The organism is Microcystis sp. M079S1 (genome assembly GCF_020246425.1).
GTDB lineage: Bacteria > Cyanobacteriota > Cyanobacteriia > Cyanobacteriales > Microcystaceae > Microcystis > Microcystis aeruginosa.
The window spans coordinates 13149-31214 of the sequence record NZ_JADBSZ010000074.1 but is presented as its reverse complement, the minus strand read 5'-3'; the positions used below and the strand labels follow the sequence as shown (position 1 = coordinate 31214).

Sequence of the window (18066 nt, the reverse complement as noted above, 5' to 3'; positions counted from 1 at the left end):
CAAATTATGAAGTAATTATGCGTTGGATCACCGCTTGTGTATTGAGTCTATTGCTCTTTTTTGCCCTACCCATAGCGGCTTATGCCGATAGCCCGACTATTAGCGAAGAACAGATTAGAGAAGGGGAAGTTATCGCCGAAAAAGCCCTAGAAGCCACAGAAAAAGGGGATTACGCCCAGGCCGAAAGCTATTGGACCCAATTAGTCGCCAAATTCCCCACTAACCCCGCCGTCTGGAGTAATCGCGGCAATGCCAGAGTCAGTCTCAATAAATTAGAGGATGCGATCGCTGATTTTAACCAAGCGATCGCCATTGCTCCCGATGCCCCCGATCCCTACCTCAATCGCGGCACCGCTTTAGAGGGAGAAGGCAAATATCAAGAAGCGATCGCCGATTATAATAAAGTTTTAGAACTGGATCCCAATGATGCCTTTGCCTATAACAATCGCGGCAACGCCGAAGGCGGTTTAGGGGACTGGGAAGCCGCCGTCAAAGACTATCGCCAAGCCACTCAACTAGCCCCGAATTTTGCCTGGGCGCAAGCTAATCTGGCTCTGGCCCTGTACGAATTGGGCAGATATCCAGAAGCAGTCCAAAAAATGCGGAATATTGCCCGCAAATACCCCATGTTTCCCGATGTCAGAGCCGCCTTAAGCGCCGTTTTATGGACCCAAGGACAACAGGGAGAGGCGGAAAGCAATTGGGTAGCCGCCGTCGGCATGGATACCCGCTATCAAGACCTCGATTGGGTAAAAAGCGTGCGCCGTTGGCCGCCAAATATGGTTCTAGCCTTAGATAAGTTTCTTAACTTAAAGTAAAGAAGGACTAAATAGCAATTTTTCTCGCAGTAGCGGGACTCAGAGGCAAATTATCCGGAAATCGGCGACTAAGATACAGTTGAGATGTGCTGGGTTGTACTGCATTTAAACTGCGTCGGGGAAATTTTAGTACAAATGCTCAAACTTCCTCGACCCAGATATGGTTAAATTATCATTTCTGGACGACCAGCTACTGTTCCCCGTTCCCCAAAAGGAAAACTTTGTACCTACCATTAAGATAACTGCTGTATCTGCAATTGCCTTTTTTACTCGTACTCAGATTAACCATGACCGAGCCAACCCGATTAAACTATCACGATACCTATTCTTGTCCCGTCTGTCGCCATGGTAAAATTGCCGCTTTACCACTCATGGAAGCCTATGCTTGTAACTTTTGTCAACACATTTTTACTGCTAATTTAGAACAACAAGTTTTAAAAATGGCCGATAGTCAATTACCCTTAACTTGGTATTGGAATGGTAAGTATTGGCAGGGTTTACCGAGAGAAGGAATGGAGATGGCAGGTTTTTACTTAATTATCGGTTTAGGATTTGTGATTTTTCCCACAGCAATTGTGGCTACGGGAGCCTATCTTTTTCCTCCAGTTGAGGGGAGTCCTTTGTCATGGGTGCCTCTATTTTGGTCGATTTTAACCTTTGTTTGCCATGCTATTTGTTTACTCTGGTTAATGATCGAATATTATCAGTTTCCCGTTAATATGTATCTGCGGGCCTTGGCTCGTCGTTGGCAAAATTCTGTCGTCACTAGATTATTATCCTAGTAAACATTCAATCCCAGAAAGGAGAGCAGGAAGTGGGGTGTAGGGTGTGGGGATAAAAAATCTGATAACTGATAACTGATAACTGATTACTGATTACTGATAAATGTTCCCTAAATTATTCCCAAAGGACAAAATTGACCCGATAATTCTAGTTTATTGTTTTGCAGCAGATATAAACCGTATTCAATTCCTTCTACTACTGCTTGATAGGAAGCTTCCAAAATATTACTAGACACTCCCACGGTAGTCCATCTTTGTTGACCGTTACTCGACTCGATTAAAACCCTAGTTTTCGCTGCCGTTCCCGAACCACTATCGAGGATTCTCACTTTATAATCGGTCAGGTGAAAGTGAGCAATTTCGGGATAGAATTTGACTAAAGCCTTTCTTAAAGCTCGATCTAAAGCAGCCACGGGCCCGTTACCCTCGGCCACTTCTAATAAATCTTCCTCTTTTACCCGTACTTTAATTGTAGCGATCGCATTACCACTATCCCGCAGCATATCACAATAAACTTGGAATCCTTTTAATTCAAAAAGGTGGCTTCTCTGTCCCAAAGCTTCCCGCATTAATAACTCAAAACTAGCTTCGGCTGCCTCAAATTGATAACCCTCACTTTCCAAGATTTTTAAACGTTCCAAAATTTGCCGACAGGTGGGATCATCTTTATTTAAATCGATGCCAAAACTGCGCGCTTTCGCTAACACATTACTTAATCCCGATTGGTCAGAAATGACGATGCGGCGCTGATTCCCGATCGCTTCCGGGTTAATATGTTCGTAGGTTAGGGGATTTTTCGCCACCGCAGAAACGTGAATGCCGCCTTTATGGGCAAAAGCGGAGCGTCCGACGAAGGGAGCATGATCATCCGGGGCTAAATTGACCATTTCGCTGATTTTTCGGCTAGTTCCCGCCAATCGGCCTAATTGATTTTCTTCTAGGCAAGAAAAGCCCATTTTTAACTGAAGATTGGGAATTAAAGTACATAAATTGGCATTGCCGCAGCGTTCCCCATAACCGTTAATTGTGCCTTGAATCATGCGTGCGCCCTCGTTAACTGCCGCTAAGGAGTTAGCCACGGCGGTTCCTGCGTCATTATGAGCATGGATGCCTAATTGAGGCGCATTTTCCTCATCGGGATCGATGCCCAATTTCTCCCGCACTTTCTCCACAATAGGGGCGATTTCTTGGGGTAAAGTGCCACCGTTGGTATCACAGAAAACTAACCATTCGGCCCCGGCATCCCTGGCGGTTTTGAGGGTTAAAAGGGCGTATTCGGGGTTATTTTTGTAACCATCAAACCAATGTTCGGCATCATAAATGACTCGTTTTCCCTGACAGCGTAGATACTCGATCGTATCTCCTATCATGGCTAAATTCTCCTCCAGACTGGTTTTTAAGCCCTCTGTGACGTGCAGATCCCAAGATTTGCCGAAAATTGTCACCCAACGGGTTCTAGCGGCGAGAATGGCGGTTAACATCCGATCTTCCCGGGCCTCGATATGGGGGCGACGAGTGGAACAAAAAGCGACTAATTCCGCTTGTTTTAGGGGTTCTTCGTGCAGTTTCCAGAAAAATTGACCGTCTCTAGGGTTTGCGCCCGGCCAACCGCCTTCGATAAAAGGAATACCCATCCGATCTAATTCCCTGGCGATTTTAATTTTATCTTCGAGGGAGAGGGAAATACCTTCTCGCTGGGCCCCGTCCCGGAGAGTAGTGTCATAGACCCAAATGCGCTTACCATTGTTCATATAAATAGTCAATAGGTGTTAATATTAATTAATAACTGTAGCAAGTTAAAATCACGCCCCTAATGCCTAGAATAACAGTTTACGGTCAAACAATCACCTGCGATCGAGGTGCAAATCTCCGTCGCGTATTATTAAAACATGACATTTCTTTGTATAATGGCGGTTCCAAGTTAATCAATTGTCGCGGCATCGGCAGCTGTGGAACCTGTGCGGTGGCAATTGTTGGCGAAGTTTCTGCTATCAATTGGCAGGAAAAAGCGCGCCTTTCTTTGCCTCCCCATAACCCCGATAATAACCGTCGTCTTGCTTGTCAAGTCAAAGTTTTTGGTGATATCGAAGTTACTAAATACGATGGTTTTTGGGGACAAGGAGACTCAGTGATCAGTTATCAGTGATCAGTTATCAGTGATCAGTTATCAGTTATCAGTTTTGAGTTATCAGTGAGCAGTATTAAGTATTAAAGTGTTAAAGTATTAAGTGGCAAGTTCGGAGCCTTCTTTTCACTGTTTACTGTTTACTGATTAAGGTTATCAAATGAACGAGACAATAACTTTTCGGATATCACCAATAATTCGGGTAACTTTATTAAGTTTATATGTGGCGTTAACCATCCCTTTACCCTTTTTAGCAAAAGTCACCAATTCCCCTGTTAATCCCAATTTTCTCTGGGTAGGAATTAGCTTAGGATTAATCGCTTTATACGGAGCTTTAAGTGAAAGAGTCATTTTATCAGAAACAGGGATACAAGTTACCTATCCCCAATGGTTTCCTGCTTTTCTTCGCTCTGGTTGGTGGTTAAATTGGACAGATATAAAAGAACTTAAATGTCGCAGTACAGGACAGGGTGGTTTAGTTTATTATTTCCTTGATCGCTCCTCGGAAAAAGCCTATTTATTGCCGATGCGAGTAGTGGGATTTAATCGCATGGTCAAAATAATCGCGGAAAAAACTAACTTGGATATGACTGATATTCGCCCCCTTTCTCAGCCTTGGATGTATGGAATTCTTTTTATTCTCACCCTATTTTTATTATTAGTCGATGCTTGGACTATTGCTACGGCGAGAACTATTATTCCCTAATAAATTCGGCTCAAAACGTAATCTACTAGCTCGATTAACACATCTTTTGAGGGAGAAGAAGCTAAACATTCAAGGTGTTTTAAGGCACTTTGACCGTATTGATCGGCTAATTCTTTTGAGCGAGGAATACCTTGGCTAGAGTGAATAAAATCAAGAGCTTTTTCGATGTCTCCTTCCTGACTAAATTCCCGCTCGATTAACACTTCTATATAGGGATTTTCCTCCATAGCAAAGAGAGCGGGAGCGGTGATATTACCACTGATCAAATCGGAGCCAGAGGGTTTTCCTAATACTTCCGTAGGGGAGGTAAAATCGAGAATATCATCGACGATTTGAAAAGCTAATCCTAAATCGCGACCATAATTATATAAATGATGATTAACTTCAGCTGATTGCTCGCTTAATACCCCAGCCGCTTTGGCACTGTTGGCAATTAAAGAAGCAGTTTTGTAGTAACTTTTTTCTAGATAAGCTGCCAAGGAGATACTGGTATCAAAGCGATTAATTCCCTGTTGAATTTCCCCTTCAGCAAAATCGCGAATCACTTCTGAGAGCAATTTTACCACTTCTAAATTATCTAAATTTGCTAGATACCAAGAGGATTGAGCGAAAAGAAAATCCCCCGCTAAAACCGCCACGCGATTGTCAAATAAACTGTTAACGGTGGGAACACCGCGCCGCAATTCTGCCTCATCTACCACATCATCATGGACGAGACTGGCAGTGTGGATCATCTCCGTGATTTCCGCTAATCGACGATGACGGGGAGTGATATCCCGGTCTAACATGGTAGCGCGAGACACTAACAACACGATCGCCGGTCGAACGCGTTTACCACCGGCCTCGAACAAATGTTCTGCTGCCGCCGCTAAAATGGGATGACGAGCGCCGACGAGATTTTTTAAGTTATCGGTCAAAAGACGGAGATCATCGTCAACGGGTGCGAATAAAGAAGTTGTTGGGATCATTGGTTAGCCAATTGGCGAGATAGTTACGAAAGTTTACATATCCTTACATTTATTTTAAGCTAACCGTCCAGACTAGGGAAGGGGAAGCATCAGTGATCAGTGAGGGGTTGGGGTTTTAGGGTTTTAGGGTTTTAGTTGAAATTTCCCCACTTCCCCACCTCCCCACCTCCCCACCTCCCCAGTTCCCCATTTCCCCACTTCCCACTTCCCCACTTCCCCACCTCCCCACCTCCCCACTTCCCTGGTCCCTAATCTTTTTCCCGACAAAACTCTTGTCATTGTCAAGACTCTAGGGTAACTTGTATATAAAAATTAATAAAGCGAGAAGTATTAGAACGATGTTGAGACTAATTAGCGACTTTGACGGCCCGATAATGGACGTATCCGAGCGATATTACCAAGTTTATCAAGAGTGTTTACAGAAAACCGCCTATAAAGGTCAAATTATCGGGGAATTATCGAAAGCGGAATTCTGGCAGTTAAAACGGGATCAGGTTTCTGAGAAGCGTATCGGGGAAATGTCAGGATTAGATGAAGATCAAGCGCGTAAATTTGCCCATCTTCGTCGTCAAACTGTCCATACTTTACCCTATCTTGTCCACGATCGCCCGGTGGTTGGTTCTTTGGAAACTCTCCAGAAAATCCAAGAGTTAAAGATCGATTTAGTCGTGATGACGATGCGGCGGGTATCCGAGCTAGATCATGCCTTTAATCGCCACGATATCGGTCGTTTTTTCGCCGCTAATCGTCGTTATTGTCTAAATAACAATTACACCAAAACCAACGACGTGCGCGACAAAACCCTGCTTATGGCTAAGGCCGCTAAAGAACTGCCGGCGGCTGCCGATACTTGGATGGTGGGGGATACGGAAGCGGATATTGCCGCCGCTAAAAGCCAAAATATTAAGGTTATTGGCGTATTATCGGGGATTCGCAGCCGTTCCCGTTTAGAGAGCTACGAGCCTGATTATATCGTCAATAACCTTGGGGAAGCAGTGGACGTGATCTTAGGCTCCCTACGAGCGATTGGTTAACGGAAAAAACTACTAATCACCCAAAAGATTAGAAAAGTGACGAGCGCATAAATTTGGCGATCGCCGAAGATATGCAAATCAGCCTTGGCCGCTAAACTGGCTAATCCCGCTCCCAGAGCGACTCCTAGCACTAAACCAGCGAGAGTGAATAGTAAGGCGCGGCCAAAACGTTTTTCCTTGCGGTTGAAAAAATAGATATTAACGAAAACGCCAAAAGCTAAGAGCAGCGGTAAGAGAGAGCCACTGGGATCGGGAACTAACAGCGTTATTGCTCCTAAACAAGCGTAAATCACTGCTGGTACACCGATATCCCGTGCAGAAGGTGTATCGATTAAGCTTTGCCACCAGTTAGGAGATTTGCTGCTAGTAACCGGTTTACTTTCCACCGGAATCGCCAGACGTTCAGGAAAACGAATGCGATCGGGTACTTTAATTCTACCCTCCTGTCGCATCCGCAGTCGATCCATGAGGACGGAATCGTAGGCCGCCTCGATCAATTCGACAATTTTGCTATCATTTTGATACTGTTGCACCAGTCTTTGTTTGGCCTCTTGAATTTCTTCAAAAGAGGATTCTTCAGTAACCCCAAGTTGTTCGTAGGGATTCTGTTCACTCATGAACATACCTCCTTAATTATGCTCCCGATAGTCATGATCTTAACCCGATGTTCTGTAGTTTAACTTGAGATGCAAGCTTATTTAAATTAATTAAGTTTAGCGAAAATCTGAGCAGAATCGATCGCTTCGTAGGGATAACCACTGGCATCTAAAAGGCTTTTTTCGGCGATTTCTCCTTCTTTAACGATAATTAAGCGGTTTTTGCCACCGTAGGCTTTAATTGTGACAATTTCTAAAGCGAATAACCCCGGGGAGAAACGGGGATTTATGGCCCCATCGTACTCGAATTTACTCTGCATTAACTGCAAAGCATAGACGTTACTGCTATCAAAGGGTGCTGCCTCCCCCATCGTTTTGGCCCGCACCACCGGGATTAAATCTCGAAAAGGAATAGAAATCCTTTGCCAGGTGCGATCAAATGTATCAAAAGAATAACAGTAACCGATACCATCCCAACGTCCTTCACAACGCAGAATTAATTTATAGCGTTTTCCGTCCCCTTCTACCTGTAATTCTATTCCCTCGTAGTTAGATAAATTTAGGGGAGGATTCAGGTTTCTGGTACGAACTGAGGCAAAACCACCGTTATTTTCGGTTCTAACGATACCGGAAAAGAGCGCTCGTCCTCTAGTCAGGGTTATCTGACTCTCGCTCACTCCTCCCATTACCACATCATCCACCGCACCCCAGATTTCTTTTATATCACTGCTGGGATTGCTAAAGTCAAAGAGGGTTTTTTCGGCGGTTATACCAGTATTTTTCAATAAATCGAGTAAATTAGCTAAACTATGGCGGTTATTCTCCCCTTGACAGTAGATAATCTCATCAATCCCTGTTAATAATTGCGGGGTTTGCAGAGCGAATAAATCGACATTTTCGCCGAATAATTGACGTGCATCATCAATATTATCGACTAAAGCGCGAATTTGATAGTTTTGCTGCTGTAATTGGGTGATTACCTTTCTACCGATCGCATTTTCACCACCAATCACTAAAATAGTCTTCATCCCTATCCCTTGCTCATTTGTTAGCTGAATTTTTTTATCTTCCCCGAAACCGAGCAGCTTTTGCAGACAACTCCAGAGGGGAATACTATCAAAATAGTCCAGAGTTTGCCAAAATCTCTGAAAATCCCAGTTTTTTGACTCAGCCATAACTTTTATCTCCTTACTGCCATTAATTTTTATTTTATCGAGTTAGCTTGGCTGTTTGAGATCAAAAGTTCTCCTGTAAAAATCAAAAATCTTCCGTTAGGTGAGTAGAAAAGAGATAGGAGGAGAAAAAAGACAAGAGACAACTATCCTACCCATAAAACCTAAGATTATGTCAAATTTATCTGTGCTTTTAGATATTTTGACCCGATAGCGGCTCGAGAACTTACTTTTGCAGGATATTAATTCTAACAAAAAATCTTTTTGCTTTGTTCGATTCCATACTATCTAAGTTTTTAAGCTCATTAAAACTACTAATTTGCTATAACCAGTCTAGGAGAACCCACGGGAGGAAGTGGAAAAAGTTATGGAGTTAATTAACAATCGTCCCCGAAAATGTCTTGACTATCGAACCCCCTTTGCGGTATTCTATGGAATAGGATCAGATAATGATGCTGTTCAGATTTGAGTTGACTACAAATTTTTTTAATCATCATGCCACAACAATCCTTAATCCCTAAAACCCCGACAGAGCAAGCCATTACCCCCCCCCCCCGCACAAAATGGTTTAAATGTCAAGCTTTTTAGAAAAATATTTTTATTGTCTCCCCTGTTCTTTTGGGAATTATTTGGTTTAGAAGTTAGCTCGGTTAAAGCAGTAGAAAACCTGCAATGTCCTGTCATTTCTAGGGAAGAAGTTGATACTAATGCTCTTAAAAGAGAAATTGCTAATTATTCAGCTACTCTGCGAGCCTATCCTAGCGATCCTAACACGATTAAACTTTACATTCAACGGGGAATAGCGCGAGAAAAAATTAACGATCAAAAGGGAGCGATCGACGATTTCAGTCAATACATTTGGTATAGTAATTATAATGCTCCCGGATTCAAAGATCGACAGTTACTCGCCCAAGCCTATAATCAAAGAGGTGAGTTAAAGTTAGCCATGGCGATGGAGGAAGAAGAAACCCCTATAGCCGAGGAAATCCCTGTTATTGAGGAAGAAACGCCTATAGTTGAGGAAATCCCTGTTATTGAGGAAAAAAAACCTATAGTTGAGGAAATCCCTGTTATTGAGGAAGAAACACCCCTTATTGAGTCAGAAAGGCCAATAAGGAAGCAGCATCAGCTAAAATTATTAGAAGCTGCTCAAGCAGATTTTCGGCAAGCCTTTAAATATAATCCCAATGAAAGTGAAGTTTACTTTAACCTAGCAAGTGTTGCGTCTTTGCTCGATCATCAATCCTTGGCTTTAGATTATTATCAGCGTTTTATCGGTTATGAAACTGAAAATTATCGCGGCTATTATCATCGAGGACAGCTATACTCTCGGTGGGGAAATTATGCAGAGGCTATCAAAGATTATGACCTGGCTATTTTATACCAACCCGATCTAATTGAACTCTATTATAATCGGGCCATAGCTTTAGAAAAGATAGGGAGAAAACGAGATGCTTTTAAGGATTATAAAATCGTTTTAAAATGCTCACCCAAACTATTTTTAGCCAAGAATGCTCCTAGCAGTTATCAAAACCGTGCCAGAGTACAAATTGAAATCGCTGACGAGGAAGTAGAATTAGCCAATTTATCGAATAATTCCCCGGAAGGATATCAAACAGCGATCGAGTATTATAATGGAGCCATCAAAGACTTAGCACTTGTCATCCGTATTAATCCCAACTACGATAAAATTCCCCATGCTAGAGCATTTCTTAAACGGGGTTATGCTCACCTAAGACTCAACAATAATCAAGGGGCAATTCAAGATTATAACCAAGCAATTTATCTGCAACCCCAAGACGCAAAAGCCTATGTATATCGGGGGTTAATGCGGGCCAATAAATATCAAGAATACGCAGGAGCTTTAGAGGATTTTACTGCGGCAGTGGCACGAAATCGTCATGATGCAGCCGCTCACTATCATCGGGGATTAGTGCTGTATAAATTAGGGCGTTATCAGGAGGCAGTAGATAATTATAATATTGCCTTAGACCAAGATGATCGGATCAATACACCTAGTTTTACTTCTCGCTCTGTCTGTAGTGAAAATATCCGAGAATCTGCCAACAAGAATTATTTTTATAACTCCCAAGAAACTGATTTTCGTCCTAATTATAATGTCTCTTGTCATGCTCAGGCGCGAGGAGATGCTTATTTTGCCTTGAAAAATTTTGCCGCGGCCGAAAGAGATTATACTACTTATCTACTTGCCTATCCTAACGATCCAGAAGGGTATCATAAACGGGCCAATGCGCGTTTTGAAAAAGGGGATAAACAGGGAGCGATCGAGGATTATAATGTTTTCTTGCAAAAAGTCCGTGATGCGAGAATTTTCTATAGTCGTGGTAATAGTAGCGCTGACGTGGGAGATGACAAAGGAGCGATTACAGATTATATTCAATCTTTGAGCATTAATCCTATCGATGTGACGGTGTATAGTAATCGGGGAAATGCACGCACCGATACCGCTACTATTCCCGATAATGTACAAGTAACACCGAGAATATCGGCCAATCCGATCGCCTATAATAATCGTGGTATTATTCGACGACAAACTGGGGATAAGGAAGGTGCTTTAGAGGATTTAGATAGAGCAATTAGCTTGAATTCCAATAATCCGATCACCTATAATAACCGGGGAGTTATTCGCTTTGATTTGGGAGATAATGTTGGTGCTTTGGAGGATTTAAATATCGCTATTGCTCTCCAATCTAACTATGCTGAAGCTTACTATAATCGAGGTTTAGTTAAGGAAAAAATCGGCGATAAGAAGGGAGCGATCGCTGATTATCAATTAGCAATTACCTATCAGCCTAATTATGGCGAAGCTTATTATAACTTGGCTCTTGCCAGCTATGATGATAAAAATCCTAGTAGTCGAGTAGTGAGCCTTAACTATTTGCAAAAAGCCGCTAATGCTTTGATAAAAACCGGTAATTTAGAACTGTATGAACGTGCGGTAGAATGGATGTTAAAAATGCAGTAATTTGTCTAAAAAATAAGCTCATTTTTGACAAAGGCTTCAAGATTTTATCATTGATTAGCTTTCTTGCATAATTAATTTTTGGGGGGTCAAAAGGAAGGTGTCCACAGCTAAAAGGCTCCCAGTAAAGAATCTGGCAATTCTCCCCCCTAAAAAGAAGGCTATAAACTAAGTACATGAAAGCTTTTAGCTGAACAAATTAGGTTGTAGATGCAGTCCTTGTTATCAGTTATCAGCTTTTTTCTCCCCCGCTCCCCGCTCCCCCACTGCCAACCCCCAACAGCTAACCCCCATTGAGGACTAGAACGGGCATATTAAAAAAAAACCTGTCCACTGTTCCTGAGAAACGTTAACATAAATTAACAACCCCTTAACAACCGATAAGATCATCCTCAATTTATCAGGAGTTCGACAGCGTGAACAAAAACGGTAATAACAAAAAATGGCGCAATGCGGGACTATATGCCCTATTGTTAATCGTAGTCCTTGCCTTGGCCTCAGCTTTCTTCGATCGCCAGCCAGCAGTGCAACAAACTTGGAAGTATAGCGAATTTTTACAGGAAGTGCGGGAAGGTAAAGTAGAAACCGTGCGCTTAAGTGCCGACCGGCAGCGAGCGATCGTACCCACTCAAGATGGAACAAACGTATTAGTTAACCTGCCCAACGATCCGCAATTAATCAACATCTTGGCAGAAAATAACGTTGATATTTCCGTACTGCCCCAAAGAGAAGAAGGAGTATGGGTAAGAGCCTTCAGTAGCCTCTTTTTCCCCATTTTGCTTCTTGTTGGTCTATTTTTCTTGCTCCGTCGCGCCCAAAGTGGTCCTGGTTCCCAAGCGATGAACTTCGGCAAATCGAAAGCAAGAGTACAGATGGAACCCCAAACCCAAGTTACTTTCGGTGATGTGGCCGGGATTGAAGGGGCAAAATTAGAATTAAACGAAGTGGTAGACTTCCTGAAAAATGCCGATCGCTTCACGGCAATTGGGGCAAAAATCCCCAAAGGAGTCCTTTTAGTCGGTCCTCCGGGGACTGGTAAAACTCTGCTCGCTCGCGCAGTAGCTGGCGAAGCGGGAGTCCCGTTTTTTAGCATTTCTGGTTCGGAATTCGTGGAAATGTTCGTCGGGGTGGGTGCTTCTCGCGTCCGCGACCTATTTGAACAAGCGAAAGCGAATGCACCTTGTATAGTTTTTATCGATGAGATTGATGCTGTCGGTCGTCAACGGGGCGCCGGTTTAGGGGGTGGTAACGATGAACGGGAACAAACCCTCAACCAATTATTAACGGAAATGGACGGTTTTGAAGGTAATACAGGTATTATCATTATCGCCGCCACTAACCGCCCCGATGTGCTGGATGCCGCTTTATTACGTCCGGGTCGTTTCGATCGCCAAGTGGTGGTAGATCGTCCCGATTACGCTGGTCGTAAGGAAATCCTTAATGTTCACTCCAGAGGCAAAACCTTGGCCCAAGACGTGGATCTCGATAAAATCGCCCGTCGTACCCCCGGTTTTACCGGTGCGGATCTGGCTAATTTGCTCAACGAAGCCGCCATTTTAGCGGCACGTCGCAATTTAACCGAGATTTCCATGGATGAGGTCAACGATGCGATCGATCGTGTCCTAGCAGGTCCTGAGAAGAAAAATCGCGTCATGAGTGAAAAACGCAAAACTTTAGTTGCTTACCATGAAGCTGGTCACGCTTTGGTGGGTGCTTTAATGCCGGATTACGATCCCGTCCAGAAAATTAGTATTATTCCTCGCGGTCGCGCCGGGGGTTTAACTTGGTTCACTCCCAGCGAGGATCGCATGGAATCCGGGTTATATTCTCGCGCTTATCTGCAAAATCAGATGGCTGTAGCTTTGGGGGGTCGTTTAGCTGAAGAAATTATCTTCGGTGAGGAAGAAGTGACTACGGGTGCTTCTAATGACCTGCAACAGGTGGCACGAGTAGCGCGGCAAATGGTAACTCGTTTCGGAATGAGCGATCGCCTCGGGCCAGTGGCTTTAGGTCGTCAAAATGGTAATGTTTTCCTAGGTCGTGATATCGCTTCCGATCGAGATTTCTCCGATGAAACTGCGGCAGCTATTGACGAGGAAGTGCGTAACTTAGTGGAACAGGCCTATCGTCGCGCTAAAGAGGTTTTAGTCAATAACCGCGCCATCTTGGACCAGTTAGCGCAAATGTTAGTGGAAAAAGAAACCGTGGACGCAGAGGAGTTGCAAAATATCCTCGCTAATAACGATGTGAAAATGGCGGCTTTAGCTTAAGTTTTGTAACATTTTCTTGACAAACAGCATCCTGATGGGTGCTGTTTTTTTTGTTAAATGAAAATTAATGACAAACTTAATTTCTTGCTGTTAAGCTGTTAATCAGCTTAACAATACCCTGTTTAAATGCGTCTTAAGTAAGTGGTTATAATTAAATTGAAGATATATCCCCCCTTAATCCCCCCTTGATAAGTAGGGTTGATTCATGAATCAACCCTACCTTGATCAGGGGATGTCTGATAATTTTTGATGCCTACCTACTGAGCTTAACATTCCTGTCTTTTCACTGATTATTGTTCACTGTCATGTAGCATCGATGACTACTTCCTCTTTACCTATTCTGATTGTTATTTGTGGGGCAACTGCCACGGGAAAATCCAGTTTAGCCCTACAATTGGCCGAAAAGTTTAATTCAGTAATTCTCAGTGCCGATTCCCGACAAATCTATCGAGAATTTAATATTGGTACTGCTAAACCTAGCTTAGAAGAATGTCAGCGGATTCCCCATTATCTAATTGATATTTGCGCTCCTCAAGATAATTTTACCCTAGCACAGTACCAAGAACAGGCTGAGGATTTAATCAGCAATCTCCACTATTCTCCTCTGTTTTTGGTCGGTGGTACGGGACTTTATATCAAGTCCATTGTCAAAGGTTTAAAAATACCGAGGGTTTCTCCTCAAGCGGATTTAAGACAGCAATTACAAGCTTTAGGACAATCCTATCTTTATCAAACTCTGATGCAGGTAGATGAAGAGGCTGCTAAAAAAATTCATCCCCATGATCAGGTAAGGACTTTACGCGCTTTAGAGGTTTTTTATCTGACAGGAAAACCTATCTCTAGTCAGCAGGGAGAAAATCCTCCCACTTATCCGATTTTACAAATTGGTTTAGATTGTTCCCCAGAAAGTTTAGGCAAGCGGATCACTGTTCGTACTCATCAAATGATCGCCAGGGGATTAGTAGCAGAGGTGCAGAATTTGGGGGATAAATACGGTTGGGATTTGCCACTTTTGCAGACTTTGGGTTATGCAGAGATTAAGCAATATCTCCTCGGCGAAATTTCTTTAGAACAGGCGATCGATCTAATTATCCTCCACACCCGTCAATTTGCTAAACGTCAGCGCACTTGGTTTCGTGCCGATGCTGGTATTGTCTGGTTTCCCGTCGATAAAGAAAATTTATTGGAATCGGTGGAACGACAAATTATTTTGTTTCTTGAGGGGTTGTCAAGGCCCGATATAAAAACACATCATCCTCATTAACGATTAACTGAAAGTTGTCATTTTGATTCAGTTTATTTAAGTGATAATCAATTAGTTCTGGTGAACTAGACCAACCGGGATGACGGCGATCAAGTAGGATATAATTAAATTGATTTAAATCTAGGGATTGGGAACCTTCGATCGCTAATTTGATCATTTCTCGATGGGTAAGATGGGGGGCAATTCTAGAAGCAGTCAAGACACTCTCACTGGTGGTAATTTGGGTTAGAGCTTTTTGGGTGGCGGACCAAGTATCGAGGGAATTTAAATACAGTGACCAAAAATAGCCGTATTTAGCTAAGGCAAAAAAGGCAATAATTGCCCAAGTAATTATCCATTTAGGTTTTTTTAACCAGTTACTATTATGGGCTAAAGTGGCGATAACCGCTAGAAATAAAAAGGGCAAAATTGGCAGGGAATATTGAGTGGTTAAGTTTTTTTGTGGGGCATGATCTGCTAATAAATTTAAAGCGAGTGCGGGAATAGCGGCAATTATTGGGGCAGAATAACGCCAGGATAAACCCCAAACTAAGGGAATAATTAATAGGATTAGGTATTCTAGATTATTGCCAGTAAAGATTTTTCCCAAGACTAGATCGGGTTTGAGGAAAAGATTAAAAATAATTGCTGGTAAACTATCTCCTAGATAACTATATCGAGAATCGGCCATTTCGATAACTGCTGATTTTCCTGTCAGGAGAGGGATTAATAATTTCGTGGTGATAATAAACCAAAGAATGCCGCTAATAATAGCAATTATTCCCGAGATTTTTTTCTTTTCCCAGAGAAGTAACCAGATACCCATTCCCAACAATGTTAAAGAGAGAATTGCTTTACAACCGAGAATAATAATGATTCCCAGACAAAATCCCCAGAGATTATTTAATCTTGCAGCTAAAATTGTCCAAAAAATCGCTGGTACTGCGATAACTTCGGGATGAAAATCAAAGAGATTAACATTAAAAATTAGGGGATAGAGCAGATAAACTAAGGCTAATGTATAAGCTTGTTTTTCTTTTAATCCCGCTTCTATTGCCAATTGCCAGAGGGGAAAAGCGGCAAGGGAAAGGGAAAAAGCTTGTAAGAAAAGCAGCCAATAAACGCTAGGATAAATTTTATAAAGTAAGGCTATAGGATAGAGAATAAAAGCGATATGATCGCCTAAGATATGGTAGTCAACAAAAGATATAATCGGTGGTTTACCTTGAGAAATTAGGTAAACTCCTTGATCAAACCAACCAAGATCGAGAGCATTAGATTGAAATAAAATATGTCTGATCGTGCTGCAAATAAACAGGATTATTGTAGCGCAACCAATTAACCAAAATAAATCATTTTTTTTGTGCATAATCGTTAAGTTTTAATGGGATTTTTCGGGATTATTACGACAATATTGCCAGGTATGTATAAAATAGGCAGCAACTTCATTAAACCATGTTTTAAAAATATTTCTGTTCTCACTGGTGACGATAACCCCATTAATAAACTCTTGCCATTGGGTATCATTAGCGGGAAGAATGAAACCATAATAATCACAATTTAAAGGATTGCGGGGGATAAGTTGATAATCTTTTTCTAAGGATAAACCGAGAATGACAGCTTCTCCAATTAGCAGAATACCATCACTAGCAAAAGCATCTATTCTATTCCTTCTTAAACTTTGGATACCCCGCAGTCTTCCCGTCACTCCTTGAAATTCTTGATAGGTAGCAAGAGGATATTTTTGTCTTAATAATTCTTGAGTGCTGGTATCTCGCAAAACTCCAATACTTATACCTTCTAAGGACGAAGAAAAGTTAAAATTATTCTGATTATCACTCCGAACTAAAAACTGAGTTCCGGTGACAAAAAAAGGACGAGAAAAACTGACACCATCAGGTATATTTTTTCTGATACTATTAGGACCACACTCGAAATCAACGGTTTTATTTTCCAATAACTGGAAGCGATTAAATAAAGTTGATTTATAAATTTTGACACTGATGATCTGGAGGTTTAATTTATGCTTTAGTTCCCCTCTGAGCAATTGGATAAAATCTAAGCATAATCCCTGCAAATTATTATTACTATCTCGATAGCCAAACGGAATGGCATCTTCTCTCATCGCTACTTCTAATAATCCCGTGCGTTTAATTTTTTCCAGAACCGTTTCAGACTTAGCTGGGAGAGCAGCAAAAATATTAGATAAAATAACGAGAGTAAGAATGATTAATTTCATGACTTTTGCCGAGATTATTTAAGATTTGTTATGACCGTGATCCCATTGATCTAAAATGTCTTTGAATAATAATTCATCTAACCATGTTTTTACTACCACTGTCAAAGGTAAAGCCAATAATAAACCTAAGATGCCAAACATTTGAGCAAAGAAAATTTGAGCGATTAGGGTAATTGCCGGTAGTAAAGATACCTGTTTAGCCATGACAGTGGGTGTCAGCCAATAACTTTCGACATTTTGGATAATAAAATAGAGAATCAGAATAGCGACAATTTTCCAAGGTGCATCGATAACAGCAATGAGGATCGGAAAAATCACACTAGCAGTCGGTCCGATATTAGGGATAAAATTGAGCAATCCTGCTAGGATAGCATGAACGAGAACTAGATTAATTTGTAGAACCAAAAGACCGAAACCACTGAATAATCCTACCATAGTTGAACTAATGGCAATTCCCAACAACCAATTACCTAAACCCGCTTCCGATAGGGTAAGAATTTCCTCGGCACGACGACGATAGAAGTTAGGAAATAATTTTAAGAAAGCTTGTCGATAGGGTTGGGGGTTGGCTAACATCATAATTGCTAACACCAGCACGAATAATAATTGCAAAATTGCCGCAACTGAGTTAGAAAAGAAGGTAAAAAAGTTACTAAAAACAAAGGTTCCTAAAGGTTGTAACTGCCGGACTAAATCACTTAAGTTAGGCAGCGACGGCAACCAATCAAATTGAAATTGTTGTCGCCATTGAATCGAGTTATTGCGGACTAAATCCCAAGCTTGCGGTAAAAGTTCAATTAATTTTTGAAACTGTTCGATAAAGGGAGGAACAATAATTACAAAAAATAAAATCACAATTGCTAGACTCGTCAGCAGGGTAATTAAAATAGCCAAACCCCTTTTAATCCCCAATCTCTGCAATCCTTTCACACATCTATTTAAGGCTACGGTAAACACGATCGCCATAAAAATCAATAATAACAGCTGTCGAATCTGCCACAATACATACAGAGCCATTATTAAACAGATAAACCCCAACCACTGACCAAATTTCACAACCTTGATTTATCCTATCGGGACAAGTTTTATCATACAGCAGTCGGTCGTCAGCTTTTTTCAGTTATCAGTTA

15 protein-coding genes and 1 pseudogene are annotated in these 18066 nt (G+C 41.9%); 9 read left to right on the top strand and 7 right to left on the bottom strand.

Annotated features, from left to right (window positions below; translation table 11 throughout):
• Positions 1 to 17: 17 nt before the first annotated feature.
• Together IM456_RS04775 and IM456_RS04770 are read left to right on the top strand one after the other, a co-directional pair.
• Positions 18 to 818 (top strand): tetratricopeptide repeat protein, encoded by an 801-nt coding sequence (locus tag IM456_RS04775; protein ID WP_002761720.1) that lies wholly within the window; start codon positions 18 to 20, stop codon positions 816 to 818.
• A 287-nt stretch (positions 819 to 1105) separates the two neighbouring features.
• Positions 1106 to 1600, top strand: a complete 495-nt coding sequence (locus IM456_RS04770; protein WP_149985717.1) for a hypothetical protein — start codon at positions 1106 to 1108, stop codon at positions 1598 to 1600.
• 110 nt (positions 1601 to 1710) lie between these two features.
• On the opposite strand, the gene cimA is transcribed toward IM456_RS04770, so the two are convergent.
• The gene (gene cimA / locus IM456_RS04765; RefSeq protein ID WP_149985718.1) at positions 1711 to 3351 is read right to left on the bottom strand and encodes a citramalate synthase; all 1641 of its coding nucleotides are present in this window, start codon (positions 3349 to 3351) and stop codon (positions 1711 to 1713) included.
• Between the two features lie 62 nt (positions 3352 to 3413).
• Between cimA and IM456_RS04760 the strand changes: the two genes are divergently transcribed.
• Together IM456_RS04760 and IM456_RS04755 are read left to right on the top strand one after the other, a co-directional pair.
• A complete protein-coding gene (locus IM456_RS04760) occupies positions 3414 to 3746 on the top strand; it encodes a 2Fe-2S iron-sulfur cluster-binding protein (protein WP_002797420.1) in 333 nt (110 codons plus the stop codon).
• A 139-nt stretch (positions 3747 to 3885) separates the two neighbouring features.
• A complete protein-coding gene (locus IM456_RS04755) occupies positions 3886 to 4431 on the top strand; it encodes a hypothetical protein (protein WP_072927146.1) in 546 nt (181 codons plus the stop codon).
• Here the strand turns inward: IM456_RS04755 and sds are convergent.
• The gene (sds, locus tag IM456_RS04750) at positions 4428 to 5399 is read right to left on the bottom strand and encodes a solanesyl diphosphate synthase (protein WP_149985719.1); all 972 of its coding nucleotides are present in this window, start codon (positions 5397 to 5399) and stop codon (positions 4428 to 4430) included. The two genes, IM456_RS04755 and sds, sit on opposite strands and share 4 nt — an antisense overlap.
• Positions 5400 to 5737: 338 nt before the next feature.
• On the opposite strand from sds, the gene IM456_RS04745 reads away from it, so the two are divergent.
• Positions 5738 to 6433: an HAD family hydrolase gene (locus tag IM456_RS04745; protein ID WP_149985720.1), complete on the top strand. Its 696-nt coding sequence runs from the start codon at positions 5738 to 5740 to the stop codon at positions 6431 to 6433.
• On the opposite strand, the gene IM456_RS04740 is transcribed toward IM456_RS04745, so the two are convergent.
• Positions 6430 to 7050: a CPP1-like family protein gene (locus IM456_RS04740; RefSeq protein WP_149985721.1), complete on the bottom strand. Its 621-nt coding sequence runs from the start codon at positions 7048 to 7050 to the stop codon at positions 6430 to 6432. The genes IM456_RS04745 and IM456_RS04740 overlap by 4 nt on opposite strands.
• A gap of 86 nt (positions 7051 to 7136) precedes the next feature.
• Entirely contained in the window at positions 7137 to 8204 is a 1068-nt protein-coding gene (locus IM456_RS04735) for a CIA30 family protein (protein WP_149985722.1), read from the bottom strand.
• Between the two features lie 346 nt (positions 8205 to 8550).
• On the opposite strand from IM456_RS04735, the pseudogene IM456_RS04730 reads away from it, so the two are divergent.
• The 4 genes and pseudogenes from IM456_RS04730 to miaA form a co-directional block, all read left to right on the top strand.
• Positions 8551 to 8670 (top strand): annotated as a pseudogene (locus tag IM456_RS04730) (IS30 family transposase); the annotation flags it as partial.
• Positions 8671 to 8802: 132 nt separating this feature from the next.
• Entirely contained in the window at positions 8803 to 11187 is a 2385-nt protein-coding gene (locus IM456_RS04725) for a tetratricopeptide repeat protein (RefSeq protein ID WP_149985723.1), read from the top strand.
• A gap of 413 nt (positions 11188 to 11600) precedes the next feature.
• The gene (ftsH3, locus tag IM456_RS04720) at positions 11601 to 13454 is read left to right on the top strand and encodes an ATP-dependent zinc metalloprotease FtsH3 (protein WP_149985724.1); all 1854 of its coding nucleotides are present in this window, start codon (positions 11601 to 11603) and stop codon (positions 13452 to 13454) included.
• Between the two features lie 316 nt (positions 13455 to 13770).
• Positions 13771 to 14718, top strand: a complete 948-nt coding sequence (miaA, locus tag IM456_RS04715; protein ID WP_287692213.1) for a tRNA (adenosine(37)-N6)-dimethylallyltransferase MiaA — start codon at positions 13771 to 13773, stop codon at positions 14716 to 14718.
• Here the strand turns inward: miaA and IM456_RS04710 are convergent.
• Genes IM456_RS04710 through IM456_RS04700 form a run of 3 tightly spaced genes read right to left on the bottom strand, consistent with a single transcriptional unit; the run spans position 14660 to position 17992 of the window.
• Positions 14660 to 16066 (bottom strand): DUF2079 domain-containing protein, encoded by a 1407-nt coding sequence (locus IM456_RS04710; protein WP_287692215.1) that lies wholly within the window; start codon positions 16064 to 16066, stop codon positions 14660 to 14662. The two genes, miaA and IM456_RS04710, sit on opposite strands and share 59 nt — an antisense overlap.
• Positions 16067 to 16078: 12 nt before the next feature.
• Complete coding sequence (locus IM456_RS04705) at positions 16079 to 16936, bottom strand: amino acid ABC transporter substrate-binding protein (protein ID WP_149985727.1); 858 nt, start codon at positions 16934 to 16936, stop codon at positions 16079 to 16081.
• Positions 16937 to 16954: 18 nt separating this feature from the next.
• Positions 16955 to 17992 carry an AI-2E family transporter gene (locus IM456_RS04700; RefSeq protein ID WP_149985728.1) on the bottom strand — a complete coding sequence of 346 codons (1038 nt, stop codon included), beginning with the start codon at positions 17990 to 17992 and terminating at the stop codon, positions 16955 to 16957.
• Positions 17993 to 18066 lie beyond the last annotated feature (74 nt).

Excerpts from the sequence above, each read along its gene's own strand:
- IM456_RS04775 (WP_002761720.1), top strand. The coding sequence starts at position 18 with ATGCGTTGGATCACCGCTTGTGTATTGAGTCTATTGCTCTTTTTTGCC.
- IM456_RS04770 (WP_149985717.1), top strand. The coding sequence starts at position 1,106 with ATGACCGAGCCAACCCGATTAAACTATCACGATACCTATTCTTGTCCC.
- cimA (WP_149985718.1), bottom strand. The coding sequence starts at position 3,351 with ATGAACAATGGTAAGCGCATTTGGGTCTATGACACTACTCTCCGGGAC.
- IM456_RS04760 (WP_002797420.1), top strand. The coding sequence starts at position 3,414 with ATGCCTAGAATAACAGTTTACGGTCAAACAATCACCTGCGATCGAGGT.
- IM456_RS04755 (WP_072927146.1), top strand. The coding sequence starts at position 3,886 with ATGAACGAGACAATAACTTTTCGGATATCACCAATAATTCGGGTAACT.
- sds (WP_149985719.1), bottom strand. The coding sequence starts at position 5,399 with ATGATCCCAACAACTTCTTTATTCGCACCCGTTGACGATGATCTCCGT.
- IM456_RS04745 (WP_149985720.1), top strand. The coding sequence starts at position 5,738 with ATGTTGAGACTAATTAGCGACTTTGACGGCCCGATAATGGACGTATCC.
- IM456_RS04740 (WP_149985721.1), bottom strand. The coding sequence starts at position 7,050 with ATGAGTGAACAGAATCCCTACGAACAACTTGGGGTTACTGAAGAATCC.
- IM456_RS04735 (WP_149985722.1), bottom strand. The coding sequence starts at position 8,204 with ATGGCTGAGTCAAAAAACTGGGATTTTCAGAGATTTTGGCAAACTCTG.
- miaA (WP_287692213.1), top strand. The coding sequence starts at position 13,771 with ATGACTACTTCCTCTTTACCTATTCTGATTGTTATTTGTGGGGCAACT.
- IM456_RS04710 (WP_287692215.1), bottom strand. The coding sequence starts at position 16,066 with ATGCACAAAAAAAATGATTTATTTTGGTTAATTGGTTGCGCTACAATA.
- IM456_RS04705 (WP_149985727.1), bottom strand. The coding sequence starts at position 16,936 with ATGAAATTAATCATTCTTACTCTCGTTATTTTATCTAATATTTTTGCT.